The 21,530-nt window shown below is 62.6% G+C and carries 20 protein-coding genes and 2 pseudogenes; 9 read left to right on the top strand and 13 right to left on the bottom strand.

Annotated features, from left to right (window positions below):
* The first annotated feature begins 73 nt into the window (after positions 1–73).
* The 7 genes from ACZ5BT_RS06070 to ACZ5BT_RS06040 all read left to right on the top strand — a co-directional run bounded on the left by ACZ5BT_RS06070 (position 74) and on the right by ACZ5BT_RS06040 (position 9,541).
* Positions 74–1,846, top strand: a complete 1,773-nt coding sequence (locus ACZ5BT_RS06070) for an ABC transporter substrate-binding protein (protein ID WP_464885703.1) — start codon at positions 74–76, stop codon at positions 1,844–1,846.
* Positions 1,847–1,935: 89 nt separating this feature from the next.
* The gene (locus tag ACZ5BT_RS06065) at positions 1,936–2,961 is read left to right on the top strand and encodes an ABC transporter permease (RefSeq protein WP_464885702.1); all 1,026 of its coding nucleotides are present in this window, start codon (positions 1,936–1,938) and stop codon (positions 2,959–2,961) included.
* A 12-nt stretch (positions 2,962–2,973) separates the two neighbouring features.
* A complete protein-coding gene (locus ACZ5BT_RS06060) occupies positions 2,974–3,990 on the top strand; it encodes an ABC transporter permease (RefSeq protein WP_464885701.1) in 1,017 nt (338 codons plus the stop codon).
* A 95-nt stretch (positions 3,991–4,085) separates the two neighbouring features.
* Positions 4,086–5,813, top strand: coding sequence for an ABC transporter substrate-binding protein (locus ACZ5BT_RS06055; protein WP_464885700.1), 1,728 nt, complete (start codon positions 4,086–4,088; stop codon positions 5,811–5,813).
* A gap of 332 nt (positions 5,814–6,145) precedes the next feature.
* Positions 6,146–7,348 (top strand): MFS transporter, encoded by a 1,203-nt coding sequence (locus ACZ5BT_RS06050; RefSeq protein WP_464885699.1) that lies wholly within the window; start codon positions 6,146–6,148, stop codon positions 7,346–7,348.
* A gap of 276 nt (positions 7,349–7,624) precedes the next feature.
* On the top strand, positions 7,625–8,572 hold the full coding sequence (locus ACZ5BT_RS06045) for a HesA/MoeB/ThiF family protein (protein ID WP_464885698.1): 948 nt from the start codon (positions 7,625–7,627) through the stop codon (positions 8,570–8,572).
* Between the two features lie 15 nt (positions 8,573–8,587).
* The gene (locus tag ACZ5BT_RS06040) at positions 8,588–9,541 is read left to right on the top strand and encodes a lysophospholipid acyltransferase family protein (protein WP_464885697.1); all 954 of its coding nucleotides are present in this window, start codon (positions 8,588–8,590) and stop codon (positions 9,539–9,541) included.
* 6 nt (positions 9,542–9,547) lie between these two features.
* Here ACZ5BT_RS06040 and ACZ5BT_RS06035 read toward each other — a convergent pair whose 3' ends face one another.
* Together ACZ5BT_RS06035 and ACZ5BT_RS06030 are read right to left on the bottom strand one after the other, a co-directional pair.
* Complete coding sequence (locus ACZ5BT_RS06035; protein WP_464885696.1) at positions 9,548–10,195, bottom strand: hypothetical protein; 648 nt, start codon at positions 10,193–10,195, stop codon at positions 9,548–9,550.
* Positions 10,196–10,279: 84 nt separating this feature from the next.
* Positions 10,280–11,230 (bottom strand): IS481 family transposase, encoded by a 951-nt coding sequence (locus tag ACZ5BT_RS06030; RefSeq protein ID WP_464885695.1) that lies wholly within the window; start codon positions 11,228–11,230, stop codon positions 10,280–10,282.
* A gap of 87 nt (positions 11,231–11,317) precedes the next feature.
* On the opposite strand from ACZ5BT_RS06030, the pseudogene ACZ5BT_RS06025 reads away from it, so the two are divergent.
* Positions 11,318–11,503 (top strand): annotated as a pseudogene (locus ACZ5BT_RS06025) (transposase); the annotation flags it as partial.
* 22 nt (positions 11,504–11,525) lie between these two features.
* Here ACZ5BT_RS06025 and ACZ5BT_RS06020 read toward each other — a convergent pair.
* Positions 11,526–11,750 (bottom strand): annotated as a pseudogene (locus ACZ5BT_RS06020) (cysteine peptidase family C39 domain-containing protein); the annotation flags it as partial.
* A 257-nt stretch (positions 11,751–12,007) separates the two neighbouring features.
* Here ACZ5BT_RS06020 and ACZ5BT_RS06015 point away from each other — a divergent pair.
* Entirely contained in the window at positions 12,008–13,180 is a 1,173-nt protein-coding gene (locus ACZ5BT_RS06015; protein ID WP_464883689.1) for an IS256 family transposase, read from the top strand.
* Between the two features lie 564 nt (positions 13,181–13,744).
* On the opposite strand, the gene ACZ5BT_RS06010 is transcribed toward ACZ5BT_RS06015, so the two are convergent.
* The 10 genes from ACZ5BT_RS06010 to ACZ5BT_RS05965 form a co-directional block, all read right to left on the bottom strand.
* Positions 13,745–14,035: a hypothetical protein gene (locus ACZ5BT_RS06010; protein WP_464885694.1), complete on the bottom strand. Its 291-nt coding sequence runs from the start codon at positions 14,033–14,035 to the stop codon at positions 13,745–13,747.
* A gap of 419 nt (positions 14,036–14,454) precedes the next feature.
* Positions 14,455–14,892 carry a hypothetical protein gene (locus ACZ5BT_RS06005; RefSeq protein WP_464885693.1) on the bottom strand — a complete coding sequence of 146 codons (438 nt, stop codon included), beginning with the start codon at positions 14,890–14,892 and terminating at the stop codon, positions 14,455–14,457.
* Positions 14,893–14,947: 55 nt separating this feature from the next.
* A complete protein-coding gene (locus tag ACZ5BT_RS06000; RefSeq protein WP_464885692.1) occupies positions 14,948–15,418 on the bottom strand; it encodes a hypothetical protein in 471 nt (156 codons plus the stop codon).
* A 135-nt stretch (positions 15,419–15,553) separates the two neighbouring features.
* Positions 15,554–16,447, bottom strand: a complete 894-nt coding sequence (locus tag ACZ5BT_RS05995) for an HTH domain-containing protein (protein WP_464885691.1) — start codon at positions 16,445–16,447, stop codon at positions 15,554–15,556.
* A gap of 33 nt (positions 16,448–16,480) precedes the next feature.
* Positions 16,481–16,792, bottom strand: coding sequence for a HigA family addiction module antitoxin (locus ACZ5BT_RS05990; protein WP_464885690.1), 312 nt, complete (start codon positions 16,790–16,792; stop codon positions 16,481–16,483).
* Between the two features lie 94 nt (positions 16,793–16,886).
* A protein-coding gene (locus tag ACZ5BT_RS05985; protein WP_464885689.1) for an IS3 family transposase occupies positions 16,887–18,025 on the bottom strand; the annotation gives its coding sequence in 2 pieces (ribosomal slippage) (positions 16,887–17,791 and positions 17,791–18,025; 1,140 coding nt in all).
* A 66-nt stretch (positions 18,026–18,091) separates the two neighbouring features.
* Positions 18,092–18,364 (bottom strand): type II toxin-antitoxin system RelE/ParE family toxin, encoded by a 273-nt coding sequence (locus tag ACZ5BT_RS05980; protein WP_464885688.1) that lies wholly within the window; start codon positions 18,362–18,364, stop codon positions 18,092–18,094.
* A 393-nt stretch (positions 18,365–18,757) separates the two neighbouring features.
* Positions 18,758–19,885: an acetoin utilization protein AcuC gene (locus ACZ5BT_RS05975; RefSeq protein ID WP_464885775.1), complete on the bottom strand. Its 1,128-nt coding sequence runs from the start codon at positions 19,883–19,885 to the stop codon at positions 18,758–18,760.
* Complete coding sequence (locus ACZ5BT_RS05970) at positions 19,873–20,502, bottom strand: CBS and ACT domain-containing protein (protein WP_464885687.1); 630 nt, start codon at positions 20,500–20,502, stop codon at positions 19,873–19,875. Before ACZ5BT_RS05970 ends, ACZ5BT_RS05975 begins: the two co-directional genes overlap by 13 nt.
* A gap of 38 nt (positions 20,503–20,540) precedes the next feature.
* The gene (locus ACZ5BT_RS05965; protein ID WP_464885686.1) at positions 20,541–21,530 is read right to left on the bottom strand and encodes an ABC transporter permease; all 990 of its coding nucleotides are present in this window, start codon (positions 21,528–21,530) and stop codon (positions 20,541–20,543) included.

Raw genomic sequence — 21,530 nt, 5'->3', positions numbered from 1 at the left:
CAAAACTGACCGCGCGTTTTGCTATACTGGATAACGGCCGCATGAAAGGCTTGTTTTTGGAAGGGAGGAAGATATGAAGGAATACTTCAAATGGTTGGCTGCGGGTGCACTCGCCCTTGGGCTCGGCTTCGCCGCCACGCCCAAGGACACCTTCGTCCACATGACCTTCGGCGAGGTCGACACCCTCGATCCGGCGCAGGCCTACGACACCGCGTCGGGCTACATCCTGGAGAACATTTACGAAACGCTTTACACCTACAAAGGGGACTCCCTCACCCAGTTCGAACCTCTCCTCGCCACCGGCTACGAGGTCTCGAACGACGGCAAGACCTACACCTTCTATCTCCGTAAAGGCGTCCAGTTCCACTCCGGCAACACCATGACCTGTAAAGACGTCGAGTATTCGATCCAGCGCCTTTTGGTCACGAACCCCGGCGACTCCGCCGGCTGGTTCTTCGCCGAAAGCCTGGTCGGCTATGACGTCAACGCCAAGGCCGCTGCCGAAGAGGTCCTCGGGAAAAACCCGCCCCAGGATAAGCTCCAGGCCTTCCTCGACGAATACTGGCAGAAGATCGACAACAGCGTGCAGTGCGATGGGCTCTACACCGTGAAGTTCAACCTGGTCAAGCCCGACCCCTCGTTCTTCGTGAAGCTCATGTACACCGCCGCCTCGGTCATCGACTCCAAGTGGGCCATCGAGAACGGCGAGTGGAGCGGAACCAAGGCCGACTGGGAAGAATGGATCGGGAAGGACCTGCGCCAGGGCTACCTCCACAACCACGCCTCGGGCACCGGCCCCTACAAGCTCGTGAAGTGGGACGGCAAGAACGTGGTGGCCGAGGCTTTCGACGGCTACTGGGGCAAGAAGCCGGCCATTAAGAAAGTGCTCGTGCAGGTGGTCAACGAGCAGTCGACCCGGATCGAGGCCCTAAAGCGCGGTGACGCCGACCGGATCACGATCAATGACCGGGCGACGCTGGAATCTCAGGTGCGCGGCCTGCCGGGGGTGAAGGTCTGGGAAGATCCCAAGTGGGCCCCGGCCGTCGCCGGTGCGATCTTCTTCAATTTCGACCCATCGGCTAAGGACAACCCCTACCTCGGCTCGGGCAAGCTCGACGGCAAGGGCGTGCCGCCGAACTTCTTCGACGACATTCACGTGCGCAAGGCCTTCGCCTACTCCATCGACCAGGATGCGATCATCGAGGATCTCTACCTGGGTAAGGGCGTCAAGCTGACCATGGCCCTGCCGCCTTCCTTCCTCGGTTACGACCCGAACCTCCCCATCTATAACTACGACCCCGACAAGGCGGAGGCCCACTTCAAGAAGGCCTTCGGCGGCAAGCTCTGGAAGACCGGCTTTGAGATCACCATCCTCTACAACGAAGGCAACACCGTCCGCCAGACCATCGCCGAGATGCTCAAGGCCAACATCGAAGAGCTGAACCCCAAATTCAAGGTCAACGTCAAGGGCGTGCAGTGGCCCGACTTCATCCGCGCCGTCTCTAAGCGCCAGCTGCCCATCTTCGTGCTCGGCTGGGGTGCCGACTACGCCGACCCGGATAACTTCATCTACACCTTCTACCACTCGCGCGGCTACTACGGGAACAAGATCAGCTTCAACGACGAGCAGATCAACAAGTGGATCGAGGAAGCCCGCAGCATCACCGACAGCAAGAAGCGTGCCGAGCTCTACGCCAAGATCGGCAAGCGCGGCTACGAGCTCGTGCCCTTCGTCCCCTACCCGCTGCCCTCACCCTTCATCGTGACCCGCTCGAACATCAAGGGCGTCTACTACAACCCCATGCGCTCGGGCGCCTTCCTCTGGAAGGACATCGTCAAGGAATAAGGGCGGCTTGATCACCGAGGGGGGCCTCCGGGCCCCTCTTTTTGCGGTAGACTCGTTAGCGGCCCCCACCTCGGGGGGAGGAGGAGAGCGTGTTCAATTTCACTGTCCGCAGGCTCTTGCAACTCCCGGTCGTGCTGTTCGTGGTTTCACTGGTCATCGTAGGCTTGATGCAGTTTCTCCCACCCACCGCGCGGGCCGCGGCCTTCGTACGCTCCGAGCAGCAGCTCAAAAACATCGACCAGATCATCAAGCAGTACCAGCTCGACGCACCCTTTTACATCCAGTACAAAAACTGGCTCACCAACGCCCTGAAGGGCAACCTCGGGTTTTCCCGGGTCTCCAAGGAGCCGGTCTGGGAAACCTTCAAAAAGAAGCTCCCGGTGTCCGCCGAGCTGGCGCTCTATGCCTTTTTCCCCACCCTGCTTCTCAGCATCTGGCTCGGAACGCTGGCCGCGATCTATCGAGATCGCTTTCTCGACCAGCTGGTCCGCGTCCTCGCCGTTATCTTCTGGTCCATCCCAACCTTCGTCCTCGGGATCGCGCTGCTCGCGGTGGTCTACGGCTACTTCAAGCTCTTCGGCATCGGGCGATTGCCAGCCAACCTGATCATCGACCTGGCGAGCGGCGACTTTAAGACCTATACCGGCCTTCTCACCATCGACGGCATCCTCAACGGCCGGTTCGACGTCGCCTTCGCCGCGCTCAAGCACCTGGTGCTGCCGGTGGCCACCCTGGTGTTGGTTCAGGGCGCCCAGCTGGTGCGGGTGATGCGTTCTTCCATGCTCGACGAGCTGGGGAAGGATTATGTGCGCACCGCCCGCGCGAAAGGGCTCCCCGACAAGGTGGTCTACTACAAACACGCCCGGCGCAACGCGCTGATTCCTGTGATCACCCTCGCGGGGCTGATGTTCGCCTTTCTCCTCAACGGGGTGGTGATCACGGAAACGATCTTCAACATCCCCGGCCTCGGTCAGTGGGCGGCGGCCGCCGCCGTCCAGCTGGACCAGCCGGCGATTCTAGGCTTTGCCCTTCTCACCGCCTTCATCGTCACCACCGCCAACATCGCGGTGGACCTGCTCTACGCCCTCATCGACCCGAGGATTCGCTACGACTGACGAGGATTGACCATGGCCGAGCTGACGACGCTAGAGAAACCCAGACGCGAACCCTGGTGGCGCTCCCGTGCCTTCCGCCGCTTTCGCCGCAACCCCCTGGCGATCGCCGGAGCCATCATCGTGATTTTCTACGTCCTCATTGCCATTTTTGCCCCGGCGATCACCGCCGATCGAATGGGAAGGAACTGCCTCCGGGACCTCGAACTCGGTCGTTCGGAGGCGCGTCGGGTACTCCGGGATCCGCTCCAGCTGAAATTCTGGCAGGCCACGCTCGCCCCGCCGGAATCCTGCTACAAAATCCCGCGTAAGGGGTATTCCCCGGTCCCGAAAGCCCCCTCGAAGCGCTACCCGCTGGGCCTGGCCGGCGGTGGCTACGACATCCTCTACGGGCTGGTCTGGGGAACCCGAACCGCGTTTTACGTAGGCATCCTGGTGGTGGGCATCGCGCTCTTCATCGGGATCATCATCGGCGGCGCCGCGGGGTATCTGGGCGGCCGGATCGATAACGTCCTGATGCGCATCACCGATGTCGTCTACGCCTTCCCGGGGCTGGTGCTGGTGATGGTGGTGGTCACCATCTTCACGCGAACGCTGACCACGATCATGCTCTCGTTCGCGGTGGTGAGCTGGCCGACTTACGCCCGGATGATCCGGGGCAACATCCTGCAGACCAAAGCCCAGGACTTCGTCGACGCGGCCCGGGCGCTCGGCGCGGGGTCGCTTCGCATCTTCCTCAAGCACGTCCTCCCCAACTCCATCGGCCCCCTGATCATCCTGGCCAGCCTCGACATCGGCTCGGTGGTGCTCTCGGTCGCAGCCCTTTCCTTCCTCGGCCTCGGACCGGAGGTGGGCTTTGCCGACTGGGGGCAGATGATCAACTTCGCCCGCGGCTGGATTATCGGCCCTCCCGGCGACCCGCTCAAATACTGGTACACCTGGGTCTGGCCGGGACTCGCCATCGCCCTTTTCGTCCTGGGCTGGAACCTGCTGGGCGACGCGGTGCGCGACGCCCTCGACCCACGCAGTTAAGAACCCTTCCTGATACCGCTTTTGACCACGGCCCCAAAGGGGCCGTGGTATATTTTTCCTGACCCAGCTTGGGGAAAACAGGAGGGAGAAAAAGCATGAGACGAATCGGAATCGCTCTCTTTTTAAGCATCTTTGCCAGCCTGGCCTTGGCAGCCGTGCCCAAGGACACCTACGTCTACATGACCTTCGGGGATATCGACACCCTCGACCCGGCCCAGGCCTACGACACCGCCTCGATCAACATCATCGAGAACGTCTACGAAACGCTCTACACCTACAAGAAAGACTCGCTCACCGAGTACGAACCGCTCCTGGCCACCAGCTACCGCATCACCAACGGGGGCAAGACCTACATCTTCGAACTCAGAAAAGGGGTGAAGTTCCATACCGGCAACCCCATGACCTGCAAAGACGCCGAATACTCCTTCGAGCGGATTCTGGTTACGAACCCCGGTGATGGACCGGGCTGGTTCTTCGCCGAAAGCCTGATCGGCTACGACGCCAACGCCAAGAGCGCCCTGGGCGAAAACGCGAGCCCGGAAGCCTACAAAGAATACTGGCAGCGAATCGACAAGGCGGTGGAATGCGACGGTCTCTACACCCTCCGGTTCAACCTGGTCAAGCCCGACCCCTCGTTCTTCGCCAAGCTTCTCTACGCCGGGGCCGCCATCGTCGACTCCAAGTGGGCCATCGAGAACGGTGAGTGGAGCGGCACCGAGGCCGACTGGCTCGAATGGGCCGGCCGCGACCTGCGCCAGGGCTACCTGCACAAGCACGTCTCCGGGACCGGGCCTTATAAACTCGTGAAGTGGGACGGGAAAACCCTGGTCGCCGAGGCCTTCGACGGCTACTGGGGCAAAAAACCGGCCATCAAGAAGGTCCTGATCCAGATCGTCGATGAGCAGTCGACCCGAATCGAGGCTTTAAAGCGCGGCGACGCCGACCGAATCACGGTCAACGACTGGGCCACCGTCGAGTCGCAGATCCGGGGCCTGCCCGGAGTGAAGGTCTGGACCGATCCCAACTGGGCACCCGCCGCCGCCGGTGTCGTCTTCTTTAACTTCTCGGTCCAGGGCGACAACAATCCGTATATCGGGAAAGACACCCCGAGGGACCTCTTTGCCAACATCCACGTGCGCAAGGCCTTCGCCTACTCGATCGACCAGCAGGCCATCATCGACGAGATCTTCCTCGGCCACGGGGTGAAGCTGACCATGGCCTTGCCACCCGCCTTCCTCGGGTATGACCCCACAATTCCCACTTACGACTACGATCCGGACAAGGCCGAGGCCCACTTCAAGAAAGCATTTGGTGGCGAACTGTGGCAGAAGGGCTTTGAGGTCACCATCACCTACAACGAGGGCAACACGCTCCGCCAGACCATCGCCGAGATGATCAAGGCCAACGTCGAGGCCCTCAACCCCAAATTCAGGGTCAACGTCCAGGGTCTGCAATGGCCCGACTACCTGCGCAGCGCCCGGGCCAAGAAGCTCCCCATCTGGCCGCTCGGCTGGGTCGCCGACTACGCCGACCCCGATAACTTCATTCACCCCTTCTACCACTCCAAGGGCGCCCTCGCCAAACGGCAAAACCTCCACATTCCCGAGCTCGACCAGCTGGTCGAAGAGGCCCGCCAGACCGTCGACGCCAAGGCCCGGGCCGAGATCTACCGCAAGATTGGTCGCCTCGCCCATGACCTGGTCGTCAACGTCCCCCTGCCCTCGCAATCGCCCTTCATCGTCACCCGCTCGAACCTCAAGGGCGTCTACTACAACCCCATGCGCTCGGGGCAGTTCCTGTGGAAGGACATTCAAAAGGAATAAAGGCCGCTGCTCGAAGCCACCCCTGCGAAGCCTTGAGCTGGCAAGCGCCCGCATCCCCATGCGGGCGCTTTGAACTTCTGAGTGAACGCCCAGGGGATTTTCATGGCCAACCTGGCCACGGTGGTGATGCTCAGAGCGAGTGCTCATCCGCGAAGCGGATAGCTTTCGGACTGGGCGTTCAAGCACTATATGGACATGGGCCCGCTCTGGGCCGCGGAAAGCGAACCCACACAAATCGCGACTTGACTGCCTGGCTTTAAAACCCGGGGGCAAAATTTTATTCGTTTCCAGGACTAGGGGTTTTACCTGGGAAGCGGTCAAGATCACTCCCGATGCGGAACCGGACGACTGGGGATCAACGTTTTCCCGCCTACGGTTTGCTGCTGGGCGTTTCGACCCTGGCCTGGTCGTTTGCGCTGGTGGCGCTGCCGTTTCAGGCGCTGGATCATCCCCACGGCCGGGCGTTGCTGGCCCGGGCCGTGCTCCTCGGTCTGGTTCCGCGACTGCTGGCCCCGCTCCTCACGCCCTGGCTGAAACACAGCCTTCGGGGCATCAATGCCGCCGGGGCGGCAGCTACGGCGCTGGTTCTCTTCCAGGCTGCCCGTCACGCGGAACCCGCGTTGATCCAGCTTGCCTATGTCCTGCTCGGAGTCAACGTGGTTCTTGACAGCACATCCCCCTCGCTTCTTGTAAAGGCCTGGTTTCCCCAGATGGTGCGGATGCGCGCGAACGCCATCGTGGGAGTCGTTACGCTGGGGGTTCCCGTCGTGGCCTGGCCCCTGGCCGGTCTCATCTCCGGCCCCCTTGGCTCCAATGTGGTTTTGGGGATTGCGGCGCTGGGTTTTCTTTCCAAGGGCCTTCTGGCTTTCGTCGCGATCCCGGCGGGGGCGGTTCTGTCCAAAGAAGGAGAGGAGGACGCCGGCGGCTGGCCCCGCGTTTTGAGCTACGCCCCGCTGCTTCTCATCGTTGTGGTCGCCCTAGGCTGGCTCGGGTACCTGCAGGTCGCGGTGCCGTCCATGGTCAACCGGTTCCCCGGCGCCGAAACCGTCTATGGGTGGTATGGGGGCCTCTTCTCCCTTGGCATGGCCGGTGGCGCCGGGGCCCTTTTTGCAGCCGGGAACCGGCTGGAACCGGCGCGGGCGCTGGGCTTTGCGGGGTTGTTGCTTCCCGCGGCGGTGCTCATGTACGCCGTCCCCGGCACCGGGTGGCTCCTTGCGGCGGGCGGGGTGTTCGGGCTCGGGCTGGGGGCGGTTCAAACCGCGGGCGCGACCTACCTGCAGGAAGTCATCCCCCAGGCGTCGCTGGCCCGCGTATTGACCTGGATGAGCTCGGCCACGTCCGCGGCCTCGATGCTTGGCGCGTACCTTGCGGGGCTGTTGCTGGAGGCGCACGTCCTGTTTGCGATCGGAGTGGCAGTTTTGCTGACGGCAGCCGACCTGCTCTTCTGGAGATTCGGGCAGGAGAAGGCCCCGCATGCGGTCCCGCGTTGTTTGAAGCTCCGGCTCTGGCTTTGGAGAGCAAAAGAAAGGAGGTGAGTGCCGTGCGGAAGGTTCGCGACACCCAGATCTACCTCGGCGACAAGAACGGCTCCTGCTAACCGGAATCGGGGGGCCCGGGAGTTCCCGGGACCCCCGGATTCCCCTTTTGGAGCAAATCCTCTTTGGGAAAAGGGGGAGAGTATGAGCGGTAGAAAAAGAGAAGGCTATTTGCGGTTGAAACCGGGCCTCGGGATAGGCCGCGACAGACGGGGGCTGCTGTACGCAACCCACTTCGTCACGGGCAAAACCCGCGTGTACGAGGGCCCCGCGTGGGTGGAGCACTTGCTGGCTGCCAGCACCCGGGGGATCCCGGAGGAGAAAGCGCTTGAGTTTCTGGGGGAGGACGCGGAAGTGTCCCCCGAGGAGCTTGAGGGGATCCTCGACTACCTCCTTCACGAGGGCATCGTTCTCCGCCTGACGCTGGAGGAGGTGGCCCGGATCAACCTAGGCCGTTACGGGCGGCAGATCGAGTGCTTCTACGAGTTCGCGGGCGATCGCGCGCCCTTTGCCTTCCAGGACCGGCTGGCTGCTTCCTCGGTGGTACTCTTGGGACTCGGCGGAATCGGGTCCTGGATGGCCCTGCTCCTGGCCATGGCGGGCGTTGGCGCCCTGACCCTCGTGGATGGCGGCACCGTTAAGGAGAGCAACCTTTCCCGCCAGCCGCTTTACCGGGAAGGCCAGCTCGGCTTGCGTAAGGTGGAGGCGGCGCGCGCGTCGCTTCTCGCCCTCAATTCGGGGATGAGGGTTTCCGCGTATCACACTCTAGTTTCGGGTCCGGAGGATCTGCGCGAAATCGTCCCGGGTCACGACCTGGTCATCAACGCGATGGACGATCCCGACATTAACACCACCTCTTCCTGGGTCGCGGAGGTCGCCGAGGGGGAAGGGATTCCCTATCTCCTGGCCGGCGGTTACTCCGGGCACATCGGCCGGATCGGCCCCACCGTCCTGCCTGGCAAGACACCGGACTGGAACGCGTTTCAGCAGTATTACGCCGAGCGCAGGCGGGAGAACCCCGACGTGCGTTTTGCCGTCGGCAGGGAGAACCATAAGGCTGCCTTCGCCCCGCTTTCGGCTCTGGTGTCGGCCCTTCAGGTCTGGGACGCGATCCGCGTGCTCACCCGGCTGGGCGATCCTTTGCTGGCCGGACGGCTGGGTGAGGTGGACTTTGCGACCGGGGAGGTGCGGTGGGAACCGGTCCCGGCGCCGGCAGACGCGTGATCGGAGGTGACGGGCATGGGTACGGATGCCTTCCTGGATCTGGACGTGATCGCCCGCAACCCCGAGCCCTACAGACTGCTCGGGCAGCTTGGATCGGAGGACCTGTACCGCACGCTCGGAACTTTAGCGCAAGCGGAGGCCAGGACCACGGTGGCGGAACGCATTCACCAGGCCGCGCGGTTCGTCCGGCCAATCCTCGATCTCGCCCCCGCCTTAAAGGAAAGCTTTGACCTTGACGACCTTGCCTGGAGGTGGGGGGAGTTTAAGTTCGACCGCCAGGCGGAGCTTTTGCATCTTGCACTCCTCCTTCCTCGGGTGGAACCTGAGGAGCTCATCGTCGTCGAAGGGACCGAGCATTTGAAGGCTGCCCTCGACCGGGGAGCGCCCTTCCTGACGCCAATCCATGCCGGGCCCTTCCAGCTGATTCCCTTCGTGCTCGCCCGGATGGGCTACCCCGTGGCCACCTTCATGGAGGTCGAATCCGTTTCGCTCTGGCGTGAAATCGGCTTCGCGCTGATGGATGCGGCGAACCACGGTCTTTACGCCAGGATCGTTCCTGTCCCGCTACCTTCCCCGCGGGCGCCGAGGAACGCCATCCGGTTAAACCGGGAGGGCCTCTCTGTCCTTACCTTCCCGGAGTTCACGATGGGTGGGCTTCCAAAGCGCACCGTCCGCTTCCTCGGGGCGGAGGTGCGGGCGGTGGACGGCGTTGCCCGCATGGCCTGGCTGAACAAACGGGATATGCTTCCCCTTATTTTCCGGTCGCGCGGGGACAGGCGTTACGTGTTGCGTTTTTATCCCCCAATCCGGCTTGCCGGCAAGGAAGATATTTTCAGTGCGACGGCGGCCTTCTACCGCTGGCTCGAGCAACGCGTCCTGGAGGAACCCCACACCTGGCTTTCGTGGGCGTTCTTCGAAAGCCACATGCTCGCTTCCCGGGCTGTGGAGCCTGCCTTCCCTCTCGGGTAGCGCCCCTCAGGGCCCGCTTCGCACCAGAAAGGCGTAGACGAAGACGCGCTGCTTGCGCCGGCACCCGTCGGCCCTGCTGGCGTACTTTTTCCAGAGTTGGGTTAGATCGCGCACGAGGTTGTCGACTTCCTCCCGGCAGATCACCACCTCGCCGGCGAAGCCATGGGTGAGCAAAAGGTCCTGGAACAGACGATCGCGTTCCACGGGACCGTTCTCGTCCGCCGAGGTCTGGAGGATTTCACCGCTGACGGGGTCGAGGTGAATGAGCACGTGGTTCAGACCCTGACTTTCAAAGCTGGTGGCGAGCAGGTCGACAAGCCGCTCGTGGTAGGGTTTGAGCCGGTTTTCCACCCACTCGCGCATGAGGGCGAACCGGGTGGCGTCGAAGGGCACCAGGTAAGCGGGTGCAGTAGCAGCGTACCGCGTCGTCCCCCGGGGTCGCTCAGAGGGTACGGTCTTTACCAGACCGGCGTCGAGGAACTTCTTGAGCCAGTACTTCATGGCCTGGGGGCTGGTCCCGGCGACGCGGGCAGCTTCCGTGAGCGTGACGGGGCCGCGCATAAAGGGGGCGAAGTAGCGCAGGGCGCGGGCGTCGGTGAGTACCTGTGCTGCGGCGGAGTCCGGTTCCAGTCGTAACCACTTTTGCTCAGACACGACCGTACCTATCTTAACTGAGATCTTGCACCTTTCCACCTCATGCATATTCCAAGCCCAATTCCATCGCCTCGGGCCCCACCCCTAGCTGTGCAGTCTCACTACGTTGTTCACACTAACCCCCAAGCGTGAGGCCGGTGCCTGGTTGCCCAGGCTGCTATGGGGCCGGTGCCAGTTGTAGTAATGAAGCCACTGGGGCAAGTACGCGTCCCGGGCCTCGGAGCTGGGATAAGCGTGGGCATACGCCCACTCGTTCAGCAAAGTGCGGATGAACCGCTCCACCTTCCCGTTCACCCTTGGCGTATAGGGGGGCGTGGTCTTGTGCCGGATGCCCAGCTGCCTGAGCGCCCTTTGGAAACGCTTGGACTGGAAGACTTTGGCATTATCGGTCATCACCGCCTGAACACGAACGCCTATTCTGCGGTAGTAGCGCAACGCGGAAAGCAAAAAGGCCACCGCACTCTCCTTCCGCTCGTTCGCCTTCACCTCCACGTAGGCCAGGCGGCTATGGCCGTCCACCGCAGCGTAGACCGCCTCGTAGCCTGCTCCGGAAGAAGCCCTGCGCCGGTCCCCGGTGACCCGGTGTCCCGGTCTTTCGAACCGGGCGAGCTTCTTGGTGTCCAGGTGCAGAAGCACACCAGGGGCCTCGACCTCATAGCGCCGGGGCAGGGGCTTGGGTTCCAGAAGCGATAGGCGGTGAAGGCCCGCGGCCTTGAGGATCCGGGCCACCGTGCTCCTGGAAACCCCAACTTTCTGGGCGATGGCGTGGTCGGGCCAGCGTTGTTGGCGAAGCTTTTTCACCTGCTCCCTAAGCCTCTCCGGCGTGCGCCTGGGGCTTCGTTTGGGCCTTGAACTGCGATCTCTAAGGCCCGCTTCACCCTCCTCGCGGTAACGCCGGAGCCACTTGTAGGCGGTCCTTGGGCTGACCCCCTGGGCCCTGGCCGCTTCCCTCACCGGCAGGCCTTCGTGGATAATGCGGGACACAAGGATGCGCCTTCCCTGGTAGGTGAGTCGCGCGTTCTTGTGGCTGTTCACTAAAGCCCCTCCTCTCGTGCCATAAGCCACTCTTTCACGGGTAGCAGTGTGAGGGGCTTCAGTGAACAACGTGTTGGGAGGTTACAGCTAGCGGAGTGGGGCGGAAAGAAGAACGGGTACTACGAGCGTGGCTTGGTCACCAGGCACGGTCCGGTGCGCCTGCGGGTGCCCAGGGAGCGGGATGGCCGCTTCCACACCGCTCTGTTCGCTCCCTACCAACGCCGGATGGAAGACCTTGAGGCCTTTGCCCTGGCCATGTACGCCGCCGGCATCGGCGAAAGTAGTCGGCAAGCTGCGCCAGGTTCACCCGGTAGGCCTTGACCGCATAGCCGCGCTGCTCCAAAGCACGCTTCAGAGAAAGGGGGGTGAGGCCCTTCAGAGGATCCTTGCCCGATTTCTCGGTTTCCTTGATGGCGACCTTGAGGACCTCTTCCTCTGTCGTCGGGTCCCCGTAGTAGTAGGTGAGCAACGTCGCCGTCGCCGCCGCGCCGCAGGTGTACCAGTCCGCCTGGCCTACCACGTGGGTGTAGCGGAGGGGGCGGAAAGTGCGTGCCTCTGCCGAGGAAGTTCCGAAGCCCAAGAGTACAAGAAAGAGCACAGCCCCAATTGGCCCATTGCGGTAAAGCCAACTCCACCACAAGCCCACGTAACTAGGCAAACTGTGAAGCACCGACAGATAAAATAATTTGGACCCGAAAAGGTGAGGGTGTAATCTTTCTTGTGTCGAATTCTGTGTAAGAAGAGGGGGTACCGCCAGTAGGCGAAAGGAGGTACCCCGTGGACCAGGATACGCTCAAGGCGCTGCTGAAGGAAGCAATGGCCGAGGTGGTGGAGGAAAAGCTGCAGGCGCTCTTGGAGCTGGACCGCTGGGCTTTTTTGCAAGAACACGGTGGCCGCGCCAATGGCCATTACCCGCGCAAGTTGGAGACCGCCTTCGGTGCTGTCGAGCTTAAGGTGCCCCGTGATCGCAAAGGCCAATACACCCCGAGCTTTCTTCCCCGCTACGCCCGGCGTACTCCAGACCTGACGGACCTCGTGCTGGCCCTCTACGCCAGCGGGGTCTCGGACCGCAAGGTGGCCCAGATCGTGGGGCTCCTGTTCGGCTACCGCTACAGCCACGAGACGGTCAGCAACCTGACCGAGCTGGTGCAAGAGGAGGTGGAAGCCTTCCGCCACAGGCCCCTGCCCCGGCGGCTCTTTGCGGTCTACCTGGACGCCCTGTTCCTCAAGCTGCAGTACCCCGGCAAGGGCATCGAGAAGCAGGCGCTCTACGCCGCTTTGGGTCTGGCCGAAGACGGCAGGCGCATCCTTCTGGGCTTTTGGCTCTTTCCTAATGAAGGGGCCGTCGTCTGGGAGGAGCTTTTAAAGGAGCTCAGGTCCCGGGGCCTTGTCGAAGTACTCCTCTTCATCACCGACGGTCTTGCGGGGATCGGAGAGGCGATCCATCGGGTCTACCCCCGGGCCGAGTGGCAGTACTCGATCCTGCACAAACTCAGGGCCACCCAGGCCCAGGTCAAACGCCGGGACGCCTCCGCCATACTCGCCGATCTCAAACGGGTTTACCGGGCACCCAATCGAGCCAAGGCCCTGGAAGGGCTCAAACGCTTTACCCAAAGGTGGCAGGATCGTTACCCCCGGGTCACTGCTTCCTGGTGGAACGACTCAGGGGCCTTGCTTCGGTTTTACGACTACCCCGAGCCTTTGTGGCGTTACCTGAGGAGCACCAACCTGATCGAGCAGTTCTTCCGGGAACTACGAAGGAGTACCAAGGTGCGGGACCACAAGTTTCCCAAGCCCGAATCGGTTTACAAGCTCGTCTACCTAGAGGCTGAACGGAGGGAGGGGAGATGGGACCGGAAGCTGCCGGGTTTTGCTGACGTTCAAGAGGAAATCAATGACCTTTTCAACGCGCGGTACCCCGCGACACAGACTTCGACACAAAAAACTTGACGCTCTCATCAGAAGCCATAGCGGAGGTAAGCTAAGCGAAGCTATTGCAAAGATTAATAGCCTAAAGATATTCATGGCTTACTTGAAACCCTGGGGTACGCAGTCCGTACCCCAGGGACTGTTTATCACCTTCCAACCGGCTTCCAGCGTGGAGTTCCGTATGTAGCCTCGCCCTGAAACTCTGGATTTCCGTCGCTATTAACGTCAACGGACACGGAGCACGACCGCAGGGACGAAAGAAGGATTAAACCCACAACGGCCGCTGCCAGTGGGAGCCATTGACCTTCAACTCTATTTAATTCCGAATCGGTGAGCTCCATTTCGTTCTGAGGCAACACCGTCTGCTCCAGCACTCTACCCTCCGCCCATACCGGGCTCACACCAAGCAAGAGGAGCCCGAGGACCAGAAGAACCGCAAGCCCTTTCTTCATACCCATCACCCCCCGAAGGCAAGAAGAGAGATGGAAGGCCTTCCTGTAATCATTCCTAACCACGGGGGGGCAGAGGTCAAGCGAAATTTCACACCCACCCACCCGGAGCTCCTGGGGGCTTTGGAGGTGGCCCTCAGGCAGAAAGCCGGTAGGCCAGAAGCGCCCCCGGGTTTTTCGCCCAGCCCTCCCTTAGATCGGCCTCTACCCGCTCAACCTGCGCGATCAGGGCCTCGGGCTTAAGCTCCAGGTGCACTACCTTCCAGAGCAGCCTGGCGTAGAAGCCCCGGCTGTGGGTGTCCAAGAGGCGGTTCGCCAGGTAGTCGGCGAGCCGGGTGACGAGCGGCGCCGCCTCGTGGGGCAAGAGCCCAGCCAGGCCGTGGATGTCGTAAAGCTGCACGTCCGGCGGCGATTCATCCGGGGCCACCGGCCGCCCCAGGGCCCAGGAGCGGAGTACGGCGTAGCTCGGGCGCTCGTGGTGCTGCTTCCAGGCCCAGGCCGTCCGGTTCCGGGCGCGATCGCCGTCGAGGTCGCGCCATGGCCCGAGAATTCAACGCACCAATCTCCGATTTCTAGCCTTGGGATTCTTCATCCCATAATCCGGCACGCCGCAACCATTCCATCACCGCTACAACCAAAAAGAACGTGATCAGCGCGTCAATGACCGCATTTGAGAGAGACCTCTGCGCAGAAAGTCCTCCCACGAAAAGCGCCAGAGGGATTGCCAAACCCTAAGAAATTTTATGTATGTAAAACCGCTTACCTCTCATGGGCTATCACGCAGATTTTTCACGACCCGCCCCTGCATTGCTATGATCTGCGTCATAGCACCCTAGCACCATCCACCTATTCGTCGATGACTTCAACCTCTGCTCCACACAAGGCCTTCAGCTCATCCAAAGGGACGCGGCCACGCCTTTGCTGGCTCAACTCGAGCAAAAGTGCGCGTATGTCCTCATTAGCCAGGAACCAGAAGCTTTCGGGTTCGCTTTCAAGCCCATCTAAGCTCATAACCGGCCGCAGAACCGGGCCTATCTCCCGAGCAGCTTTCACCAACCCCCGGGCATGCAAATACCTGAGGATACTCAAGATCTCCCACTTGTCAGGCCCGGTTGGCCATGCCTTCCTCTCCGGTAAGTACTCGGCGATTTCCGATGAGAGCTCGATCAGTCTTCGAATAATATTGGAGATGGTTACTACGTTTTCCCAATCATCGCTCGCTGCATAAAGGACACTCCACTCTCTTTCTGACAAACACGGCACATTTACCTTTCTTAGCTGCATATTCAATGCCTTACCTCTTCACACTCTCAGTCAAGGCCGTGGCATCATCATACGTTTAGTAAAATCGCCCTACTTTGATACCACTGTATTCGCCGAAATGGTCAGAGAAGTACCGCCTGGGATGAGGACCGTCAACCACGTCGCCCCGATCATTCGTTACCGTATGGCGCCAGAAGTGTTCACCAGTGTGCACGTTTACAAATTTCTCCTGAATCGACACCCCACCGCTCCTACTCGGCTCCACAAACGCGCCAGCACTACGCCAGTTTCCAGGATTTGCCTTGAAATCTGCCCACATCTGGCCAACTGAGCGACCACCAACCAGCAGCGTCGGCGACTCACTATAAGGTGCAACCTCTTCGGCGGTGAAAAACTGTAGGCCAACGGCGCTTTCCAACTCGACATCCCGAATAAGTTCCCCAGATGGGAAAACAAGGGCACTGCTTGACGGGGATGCAGCATGGGCTTGGAGTACTCCAAACGAGGATAATCCCAGGATCAGAAGAGCAGCCAGAACGTTTCTCATACCCATCACCTCCTGAGAGGGCCGAAAGCAACACAAGACCCTCTAATAAGCACCCTTAGGCCACGGGGGGGGCAGAGGTCAAGCGAAATTTCACACCCACCCACCCGGAGCTCCTGGGGGCTTTGGAGGTGGCCCTCAGGCAGAAAGCCGGTAGGCCAGAAGCGCCCCCGGGTTTTTCGCCCAGCCCTCCCTTAGATCGGCCTCTACCCGCTCAACCTGCGCGATCAGGGCCTCGGGCTTAAGCTCCAGGTGCACTACCTTCCAGAGCAGCCTGGCGTAGAAGCCCCGGCTGTGGGTGTCCAAGAGGCGGTTCGCCAGGTAGTCGGCGAGCCGGGTGACGAGCGGCGCCGCCTCGTGGGGCAAGAGCCCAGCCAGGCCGTGGATGTCGTAAAGCTGCACGTCCGGCGGCGATTCATCCGGGGCCACCGGCCGCCCCAGGGCCCAGGAGCGGAGTACGGCGTAGCTCGGGCGCTCGTGGTGCTGCTTCCAGGCCCAGGCCGTCCGGTTCCGGGCGCGATCGCCGTCGAGGTCGCGCCATGGGTGCGTGAGCTCGTCGTGGTGCAGACGGGCTCGCCCGGGCCTTAAGCGCACGGCGAAGAGCTTGGCGGCCACCCGGTTGGCCTTGGTCCCGTCCTGGCCCGCCGTGCTCGCCGTGTACCAGTCGCGCGCCGCGACCAGCCCGGAGGCCTCGATCCGTTTCAGGGCCCGCCAGACCGTCGAGCGGTTCACGCCGAGGTGCTCGGCCAAAAGCTCCACCGGGATGGCGAAGGCCACTTGAGCGAGCTTCTTTGCTTGGGCCCCGTAGCGCTCCCGGGCCACGTCCACGGCCAAGCGGTGGAGCAGGAAAAAGAGCCGCGCGGTCGCGCTCTCGGGATGGGCCTCCAGGTAGGCGCGAAGCTCGTCGGCCGCCTCGCCCTTGCGCCAGCGACGGCACGCGTCCTTAACCCGCCTCTCGAGCTCAACAACGGCCTCATACAGCGAGGCCCTAGCCAGCCAGAAAAGAGGAGGGGTTCCGACCCAGAAGAGCACGGTCTACCGGGTGCTCAAGCCAGCCTTCCCGCTCTACGCCGCCGGAGGGCGGTAGGGTTTGACCCGCTTGTAGTCCTCGTTTTGCATGGCCCTATGCAAGTCGTGGGCAAGCTGCAGGTTAAGCCAGAATTCCGGCGTGGTGCCAAAGAGGCGGGCCAGTCGGAGCGCAGTGTCCGGGGTCACGCCCCGGCGTCCATGAATCAGGTCGTTGACCCGAGGGTAGGAGACCCCGAGCCGCTCGGCAAGTTCCTTCTGGGTCATGCCATAGGGCTTGAGGAACTCCTCGTAGAGAACCTCCCCCGGGTGGGTGGGGGGTCGGTTTTTCGGCAGGCGCATCCGCTTCATGCTCAAAAGTCCCTCCGGTTCGCAAAGCCCATTCGTGCGTCCTTCCCTGAACAGCCCTCTAGTGGTAGTCGGTGATCCGCACTGTAGTGCGCCCCTATTTTTGGACCACTTTCCACCCGATTTCGGTCAGTCCCCCGCCCCCCTTTAAGAATTTCTCCGCGAACGCCTCCGGCGTCAGATACCCCAGGGCCGAATGCGGCCGCCTGCGGTTGTAAACATCCAGAACAAACGACTCAATGGAGGCCCGGGCCTCGGCGAGCGATCCGTACTCCCTGAGGTCCACCCATTCCTCCTTTACGGTGCGGATCAGCCTTTCCACGTGTCCGTTCTCCCACGCCCGGCCGACCCCCGCGTAGCTCAGGGCCACCCCGAGTTCGAGCAGCCGCGCCACGTACCGCCGGGACGTGTACTGCACCCCCTGGTCTGAATGGTGAATCTCCGGCCTGCCTCCTTCCAGGGCCATGTCCAAAGCAGAAAGGGTCAGGTGTTCGGTGATCCTGGGCCCGAGGGCGAACCCCACCACCCTCCGGGTCAAAAGGTCCATGACCAGCGCCAGGTAAGCAAAGCCCTCGCCCGTGCGCACGTAGCTCAGGTCGGCCACCCACACCTGGTTTGGGCGGGTGAGGCGAAACCCCTTCAGCCGGTTGGGAATCCCGGCTTCCCCCAGGCTCAGGGTGGTCCTTGGCTTTGCAACCTGCCTGGGAACCAGCAGACCCTCCTGGCGCATCAGAGAGCGCACCTTCTTGTCGCCCACCGAAAACCCCTCTCCCCGGAGCAGGACCCCGAGCCGGCGGTACCCGTACCGGGGCCAGGCCCGGGCCAAGGCTTTAAGGCGCTCCCGTAAGGGCTCATCCTCCCTGGCCTTGGGGCGGTAATACAGGCTGCTCCGGGGAACGTCCAGGACCCGGGCCAAAAGGCGCAGGGGGTAGCTACCCCTGAGGGCGTTCACCAGACCCCGCCTTTCCTTTGCCGGTAGATGCTGGAGGCTTTTTTTAAGACCTCCAGCTCCAGGGCCATCTGCCCGACCAGCCGCTCAAGCTCGTGGATACGGGCCTCTTGTTCTTTACAGGTCGAGCCGAAGACCAGGTGGGCATCGTCCAGGAACTTCCTCTGCCATCGGTAGTAGACGGACTCCGAGACCCCGTATGTCCGGCAGGCGTCCGTCACCGTCCGCTGGCCGGTGAGCACCTCAAGGACGATCCTGGCTTTCTCCTTTGCCGTCCATTTGCCCATGTTCGCTCCCCCGCAGATTACCCGAAGACCCTCTCTTGCCGGGTGGTCCAAATTTGGGGGAGCACTTCACACCTCCTTCGGTCCTTCCCGTTCGTCCCACCGGAAAACGATCCGGTACTGATCGTTGATCCGGATGCTGTGGTACCCTTTCAGGTCACCGCCGAGCGCTTTCAAGCGGTTTCCGGGCGGAACCCTGAGATCGTCGATCCGGGAAGCGGCCTGGAGCATATCGAGCTTGCGTTGAGCGATCTTCCACAGTTCGCGTGGAAGCGTTTGGCGTGCGGCTTTGGTGTTCGATCCGTTGAAAATGTCCTCGGTTCCTCGATCCGCAAATTGCACTGCCGTTCACCGAACCTTGAAGCTATATCCGTGTATTACATATCACGTTATATATTATAGCGTGGACACGGGGGCGCAATTCAAGCGGTCCGGGGGCTTCCCAGTCGGGTTTTAAAGTAACCGTAGGACTGGTGTCTCCGAGCCTCGTGAAGTTCGCTCCGGGTGTAGACGGCCTCGAAGTCCTCCCCGGGGAAGAAGGACCAGGTCAATTCGGTCCGGTGAGTCGCCGAACTGAGCGACCCCTGGTGTGGCGAGGTCCTTGGGTGCCGGCCGGGGGTCCCCTAGAGCGCCAGCACCATCAGCCGCCTCAGCCCTGCAGAAAAAAGGGGGTTGGCCTCTTCACCTCCGCCCCAAGACCCTCGCGGTAAATCTCTTATTTCCACCCCGCGGCCCTTACCAATACGCCGACGCGCTTTGCAGGAGCCGCTCGGCGACGCTTTGGTTACGCCGCTCGATCTCGGAGCGTCGGGGGATGTCGAACGCCGGGGGGTCATCGAGGAAGGTAGCGCTCAGCCGCTGGCCGAGCCGGGCTTCCCAGTTACGGTGCCAGTCCTCCGGGAGCGCCTTTGGGATCGGTTTTCCCTGGATCATGTGATAGAGCAAGGTCCACACCCTCGGCGTGGCATCGAGGGAGTACCCGCCACCGAGGGTCACCAGCAGCCTTCCGCCGGCGAAGGCCTCGGCGTACTCGAGGACCCTCGAAAACGCCTGCAGGTAACCCTGGGTGGTGAGCAGCAGATCGGCGAGCGGGTCCATGTAGTGGGCGTCGGCCCCGGCCTGGAGCACGATCACGTCGGGCCGGAACCATGCGAGCGCCCTCGGGGCCACGGTCTCAAAGGCCAAAAGCCAGCTCTGGTCCTCGGTGAAGGGCTCGAGGGGAAGGTTGAGCTTGGTGCCCACCGCCGCCCCCCGGCCGAGCTCGTGGACGTGCCCGGTGCCCGGGAAGAGGTAGCGCCCCGATTCGTGAAGGCTCAGCGTGAGCACCCGGGGCTCGTCGTAAAAGATCCACTGCACCCCGTCGCCGTGGTGAACGTCGATGTCGAGGTAGGCCACGCGCAGGCCCTGATCCAAGAAGTAGCGGATGGCCACCGCCAGATCGTTGTAGACGCAAAACCCCGAAGCGCGGTCGTACTGGGCATGGTGAAGACCGCCCCCAAGCTGGAGCACCCTCTTCGCACTTCCCGAGGCAATACGCCTCGCCGCCTCCAGGGTCCCCCCCACCAGCCGGCGGGCCGCCCGGTCCATCTCGGGGAACACCGGGGTATCGCCGGTCCCGAGGCCGTACTGCATGAGATCCCCGGGGTCCTCGCCCCGGCTCGCTGCCTCGACCCGGCGCACGAAACGCTCGGCGTGAACCCAAAGGATCTCTTCCCGGCGCGCCAGCGGCGGCTCAACGAAATCGACCGGCTCCCCCAGCGCCTCCAAAAGCTCGACCACCATCTCCAGGCGAACCGGGCTGAACGGGTGCTCGGAGCCGAAGTCGTAGGCCAGGTAGTCGGGGTGAAAGATCACCGGGACCATGGTTTCGCTGGCGGCCAAACGACCTCGAACCCCCGTTCCCGCAGCGCCTCGGCCAGGGGTCGGGCCTCGAGGGTCGAGATGCGCAGCACGTTGGTAACCCGGCCGTCACCGGTGGGATAGGTGAGCACCGAGTGGATGTTGATTTGTCGCTCGGCGAAAAACGCCGTCAGCCGGGCGAGCTCGCCGGGGCGATCCGGCAACGCCACCTCGATGCGCCCCGCGGGCTGGGTGGCACCGGTGAGGGTGATGAGGGCGTCGAGTAGGTCGATGCCGGTGATGATCCCCACCAGGACCTTGCCCTCCACCACCGGGAGACACCCCACCTTTTCCTCGCGCATGACCCGGGCCGCGTCCTCCACCGGGTCGAGAGGGTCCGCGGTCAGCACCGGCGACTTCATGGCCGCGCGCACGGGAGCGCTTTGCGGAAGCGGATTTTTGGAAAGCGAGCTGGTGGCCAAGCGGATGTCGCGGTCGGTCACGATGCCCACTAACCGGTCGCCCTCGAGGACCGGCAGATGCCGGATGCCTTTTTCCCAGAGCACCTGGTTGGCTTCGGCCAGGGTGCGCTCGGGCCCAATGGTAATCACCGGGCTTTTCATCACGTCACGAACGAGCATTGGCTCTATTGTATGCCCCGACCAGCGCCCGGGGTGTCCTACTTCTCATAGGGCTTCCCGATCGCCGCCGGTGGCCGCGCCCGGCCGATGAAGCCGGCCAGGACCAGCATGGTGAGCACGTAGGGGAAGGCCTGGAGGATTGGCGAGGGGAGCACGCCAGCGCCTTCGACCTGAATCCGGAAGGCCTCGGCGAAGCCAAAGAGCAAGGTCGCCCCCAGGATGCCAAAGGGGTGCCACTTACCAAAGATCAGCGCCGCCAGGGCGATGAAGCCCCGCCCGGCGGCCATCAAGCGGATGAACTGGTTGATCTGGTCGATGGAGAGGTAGGCCCCGGCCAGACCGCCGAGGACGCCGGAGAGCAACACCCCGTGGTAGCGCATCAGGAAGACGTTGATGCCCAGAGAGTCGGCCGCCTCCGGGTGCTCGCCCACCGAGCGCAGCCGGAGGCCCCAGGGGGTTTTGAACAGAGCGAAATAGGTGACCGGCACCAGGATGAAGGCCAGGTAGACGAGCGGGCTCTGGTCAAGGACCCGGCCCACGGGCGTGGAGAAGAAGTCCCGGGCCCCGGGCACCGACGACAGGTACTGACCGATCGACTGGACGCGGTGCACCACCTCCTTGCTGGCGGTGGCGTTTTGGTAAAGGAAGATCAGCACGATGGAGGGGAGGCCGAAGGAAAGCATGTTGATCGCGGTCCCCGAAACGATCTGATCGGCCCGGTAGCGGATCGAGACCACGGCGTGGATCCAGGCGGTGAGGGTACCGGCCACGATGGCGGCGAGCACACCGGCCCAGGGAATCCACCAGATACGGATGTTGGGATCCTGGGCCAGGTAGGGGGCCTCGAGCTGCTGCACCGTGACCGCCGCGGCCAGGGCGCCGAAGTTGATGATGCCTTCAAGCGCGATGTTCACGATCCCCGCGCGCTCGTTGAACATCCCCCCGAGCGCGGTAAAGAGCAGCGGCGTGGTCTGCCGCAAGGCCCCGGCGATGAGGGCCACCCAAAAGGCGCTGGAGATCCAGTCCAT

The organism is Vulcanithermus mediatlanticus, assembly GCF_055385885.1.
Note: the sequence above shows the minus strand (reverse complement) of the source record. Positions and strands in the feature narration are given on the sequence as shown.

Excerpts from the sequence above, each read along its gene's own strand:
- ACZ5BT_RS05975 (WP_464885775.1), bottom strand. The coding sequence starts at position 19,885 with ATGGTCCCGGTGATCTTTCACCCCGACTACCTGGCCTACGACTTCGGC.
- ACZ5BT_RS06055 (WP_464885700.1), top strand. The coding sequence starts at position 4,086 with ATGAGACGAATCGGAATCGCTCTCTTTTTAAGCATCTTTGCCAGCCTG.
- ACZ5BT_RS06040 (WP_464885697.1), top strand. The coding sequence starts at position 8,588 with ATGGGTACGGATGCCTTCCTGGATCTGGACGTGATCGCCCGCAACCCC.
- ACZ5BT_RS06070 (WP_464885703.1), top strand. The coding sequence starts at position 74 with ATGAAGGAATACTTCAAATGGTTGGCTGCGGGTGCACTCGCCCTTGGG.
- ACZ5BT_RS06060 (WP_464885701.1), top strand. The coding sequence starts at position 2,974 with ATGGCCGAGCTGACGACGCTAGAGAAACCCAGACGCGAACCCTGGTGG.
- ACZ5BT_RS05965 (WP_464885686.1), bottom strand. The coding sequence starts at position 21,530 with ATGGACTGGATCTCCAGCGCCTTTTGGGTGGCCCTCATCGCCGGGGCC.
- ACZ5BT_RS06050 (WP_464885699.1), top strand. The coding sequence starts at position 6,146 with ATGCGGAACCGGACGACTGGGGATCAACGTTTTCCCGCCTACGGTTTG.
- ACZ5BT_RS06005 (WP_464885693.1), bottom strand. The coding sequence starts at position 14,892 with ATGCAGCTAAGAAAGGTAAATGTGCCGTGTTTGTCAGAAAGAGAGTGG.
- ACZ5BT_RS05970 (WP_464885687.1), bottom strand. The coding sequence starts at position 20,502 with ATGCTCGTTCGTGACGTGATGAAAAGCCCGGTGATTACCATTGGGCCC.
- ACZ5BT_RS05990 (WP_464885690.1), bottom strand. The coding sequence starts at position 16,792 with ATGAAGCGGATGCGCCTGCCGAAAAACCGACCCCCCACCCACCCGGGG.
- ACZ5BT_RS06000 (WP_464885692.1), bottom strand. The coding sequence starts at position 15,418 with ATGAGAAACGTTCTGGCTGCTCTTCTGATCCTGGGATTATCCTCGTTT.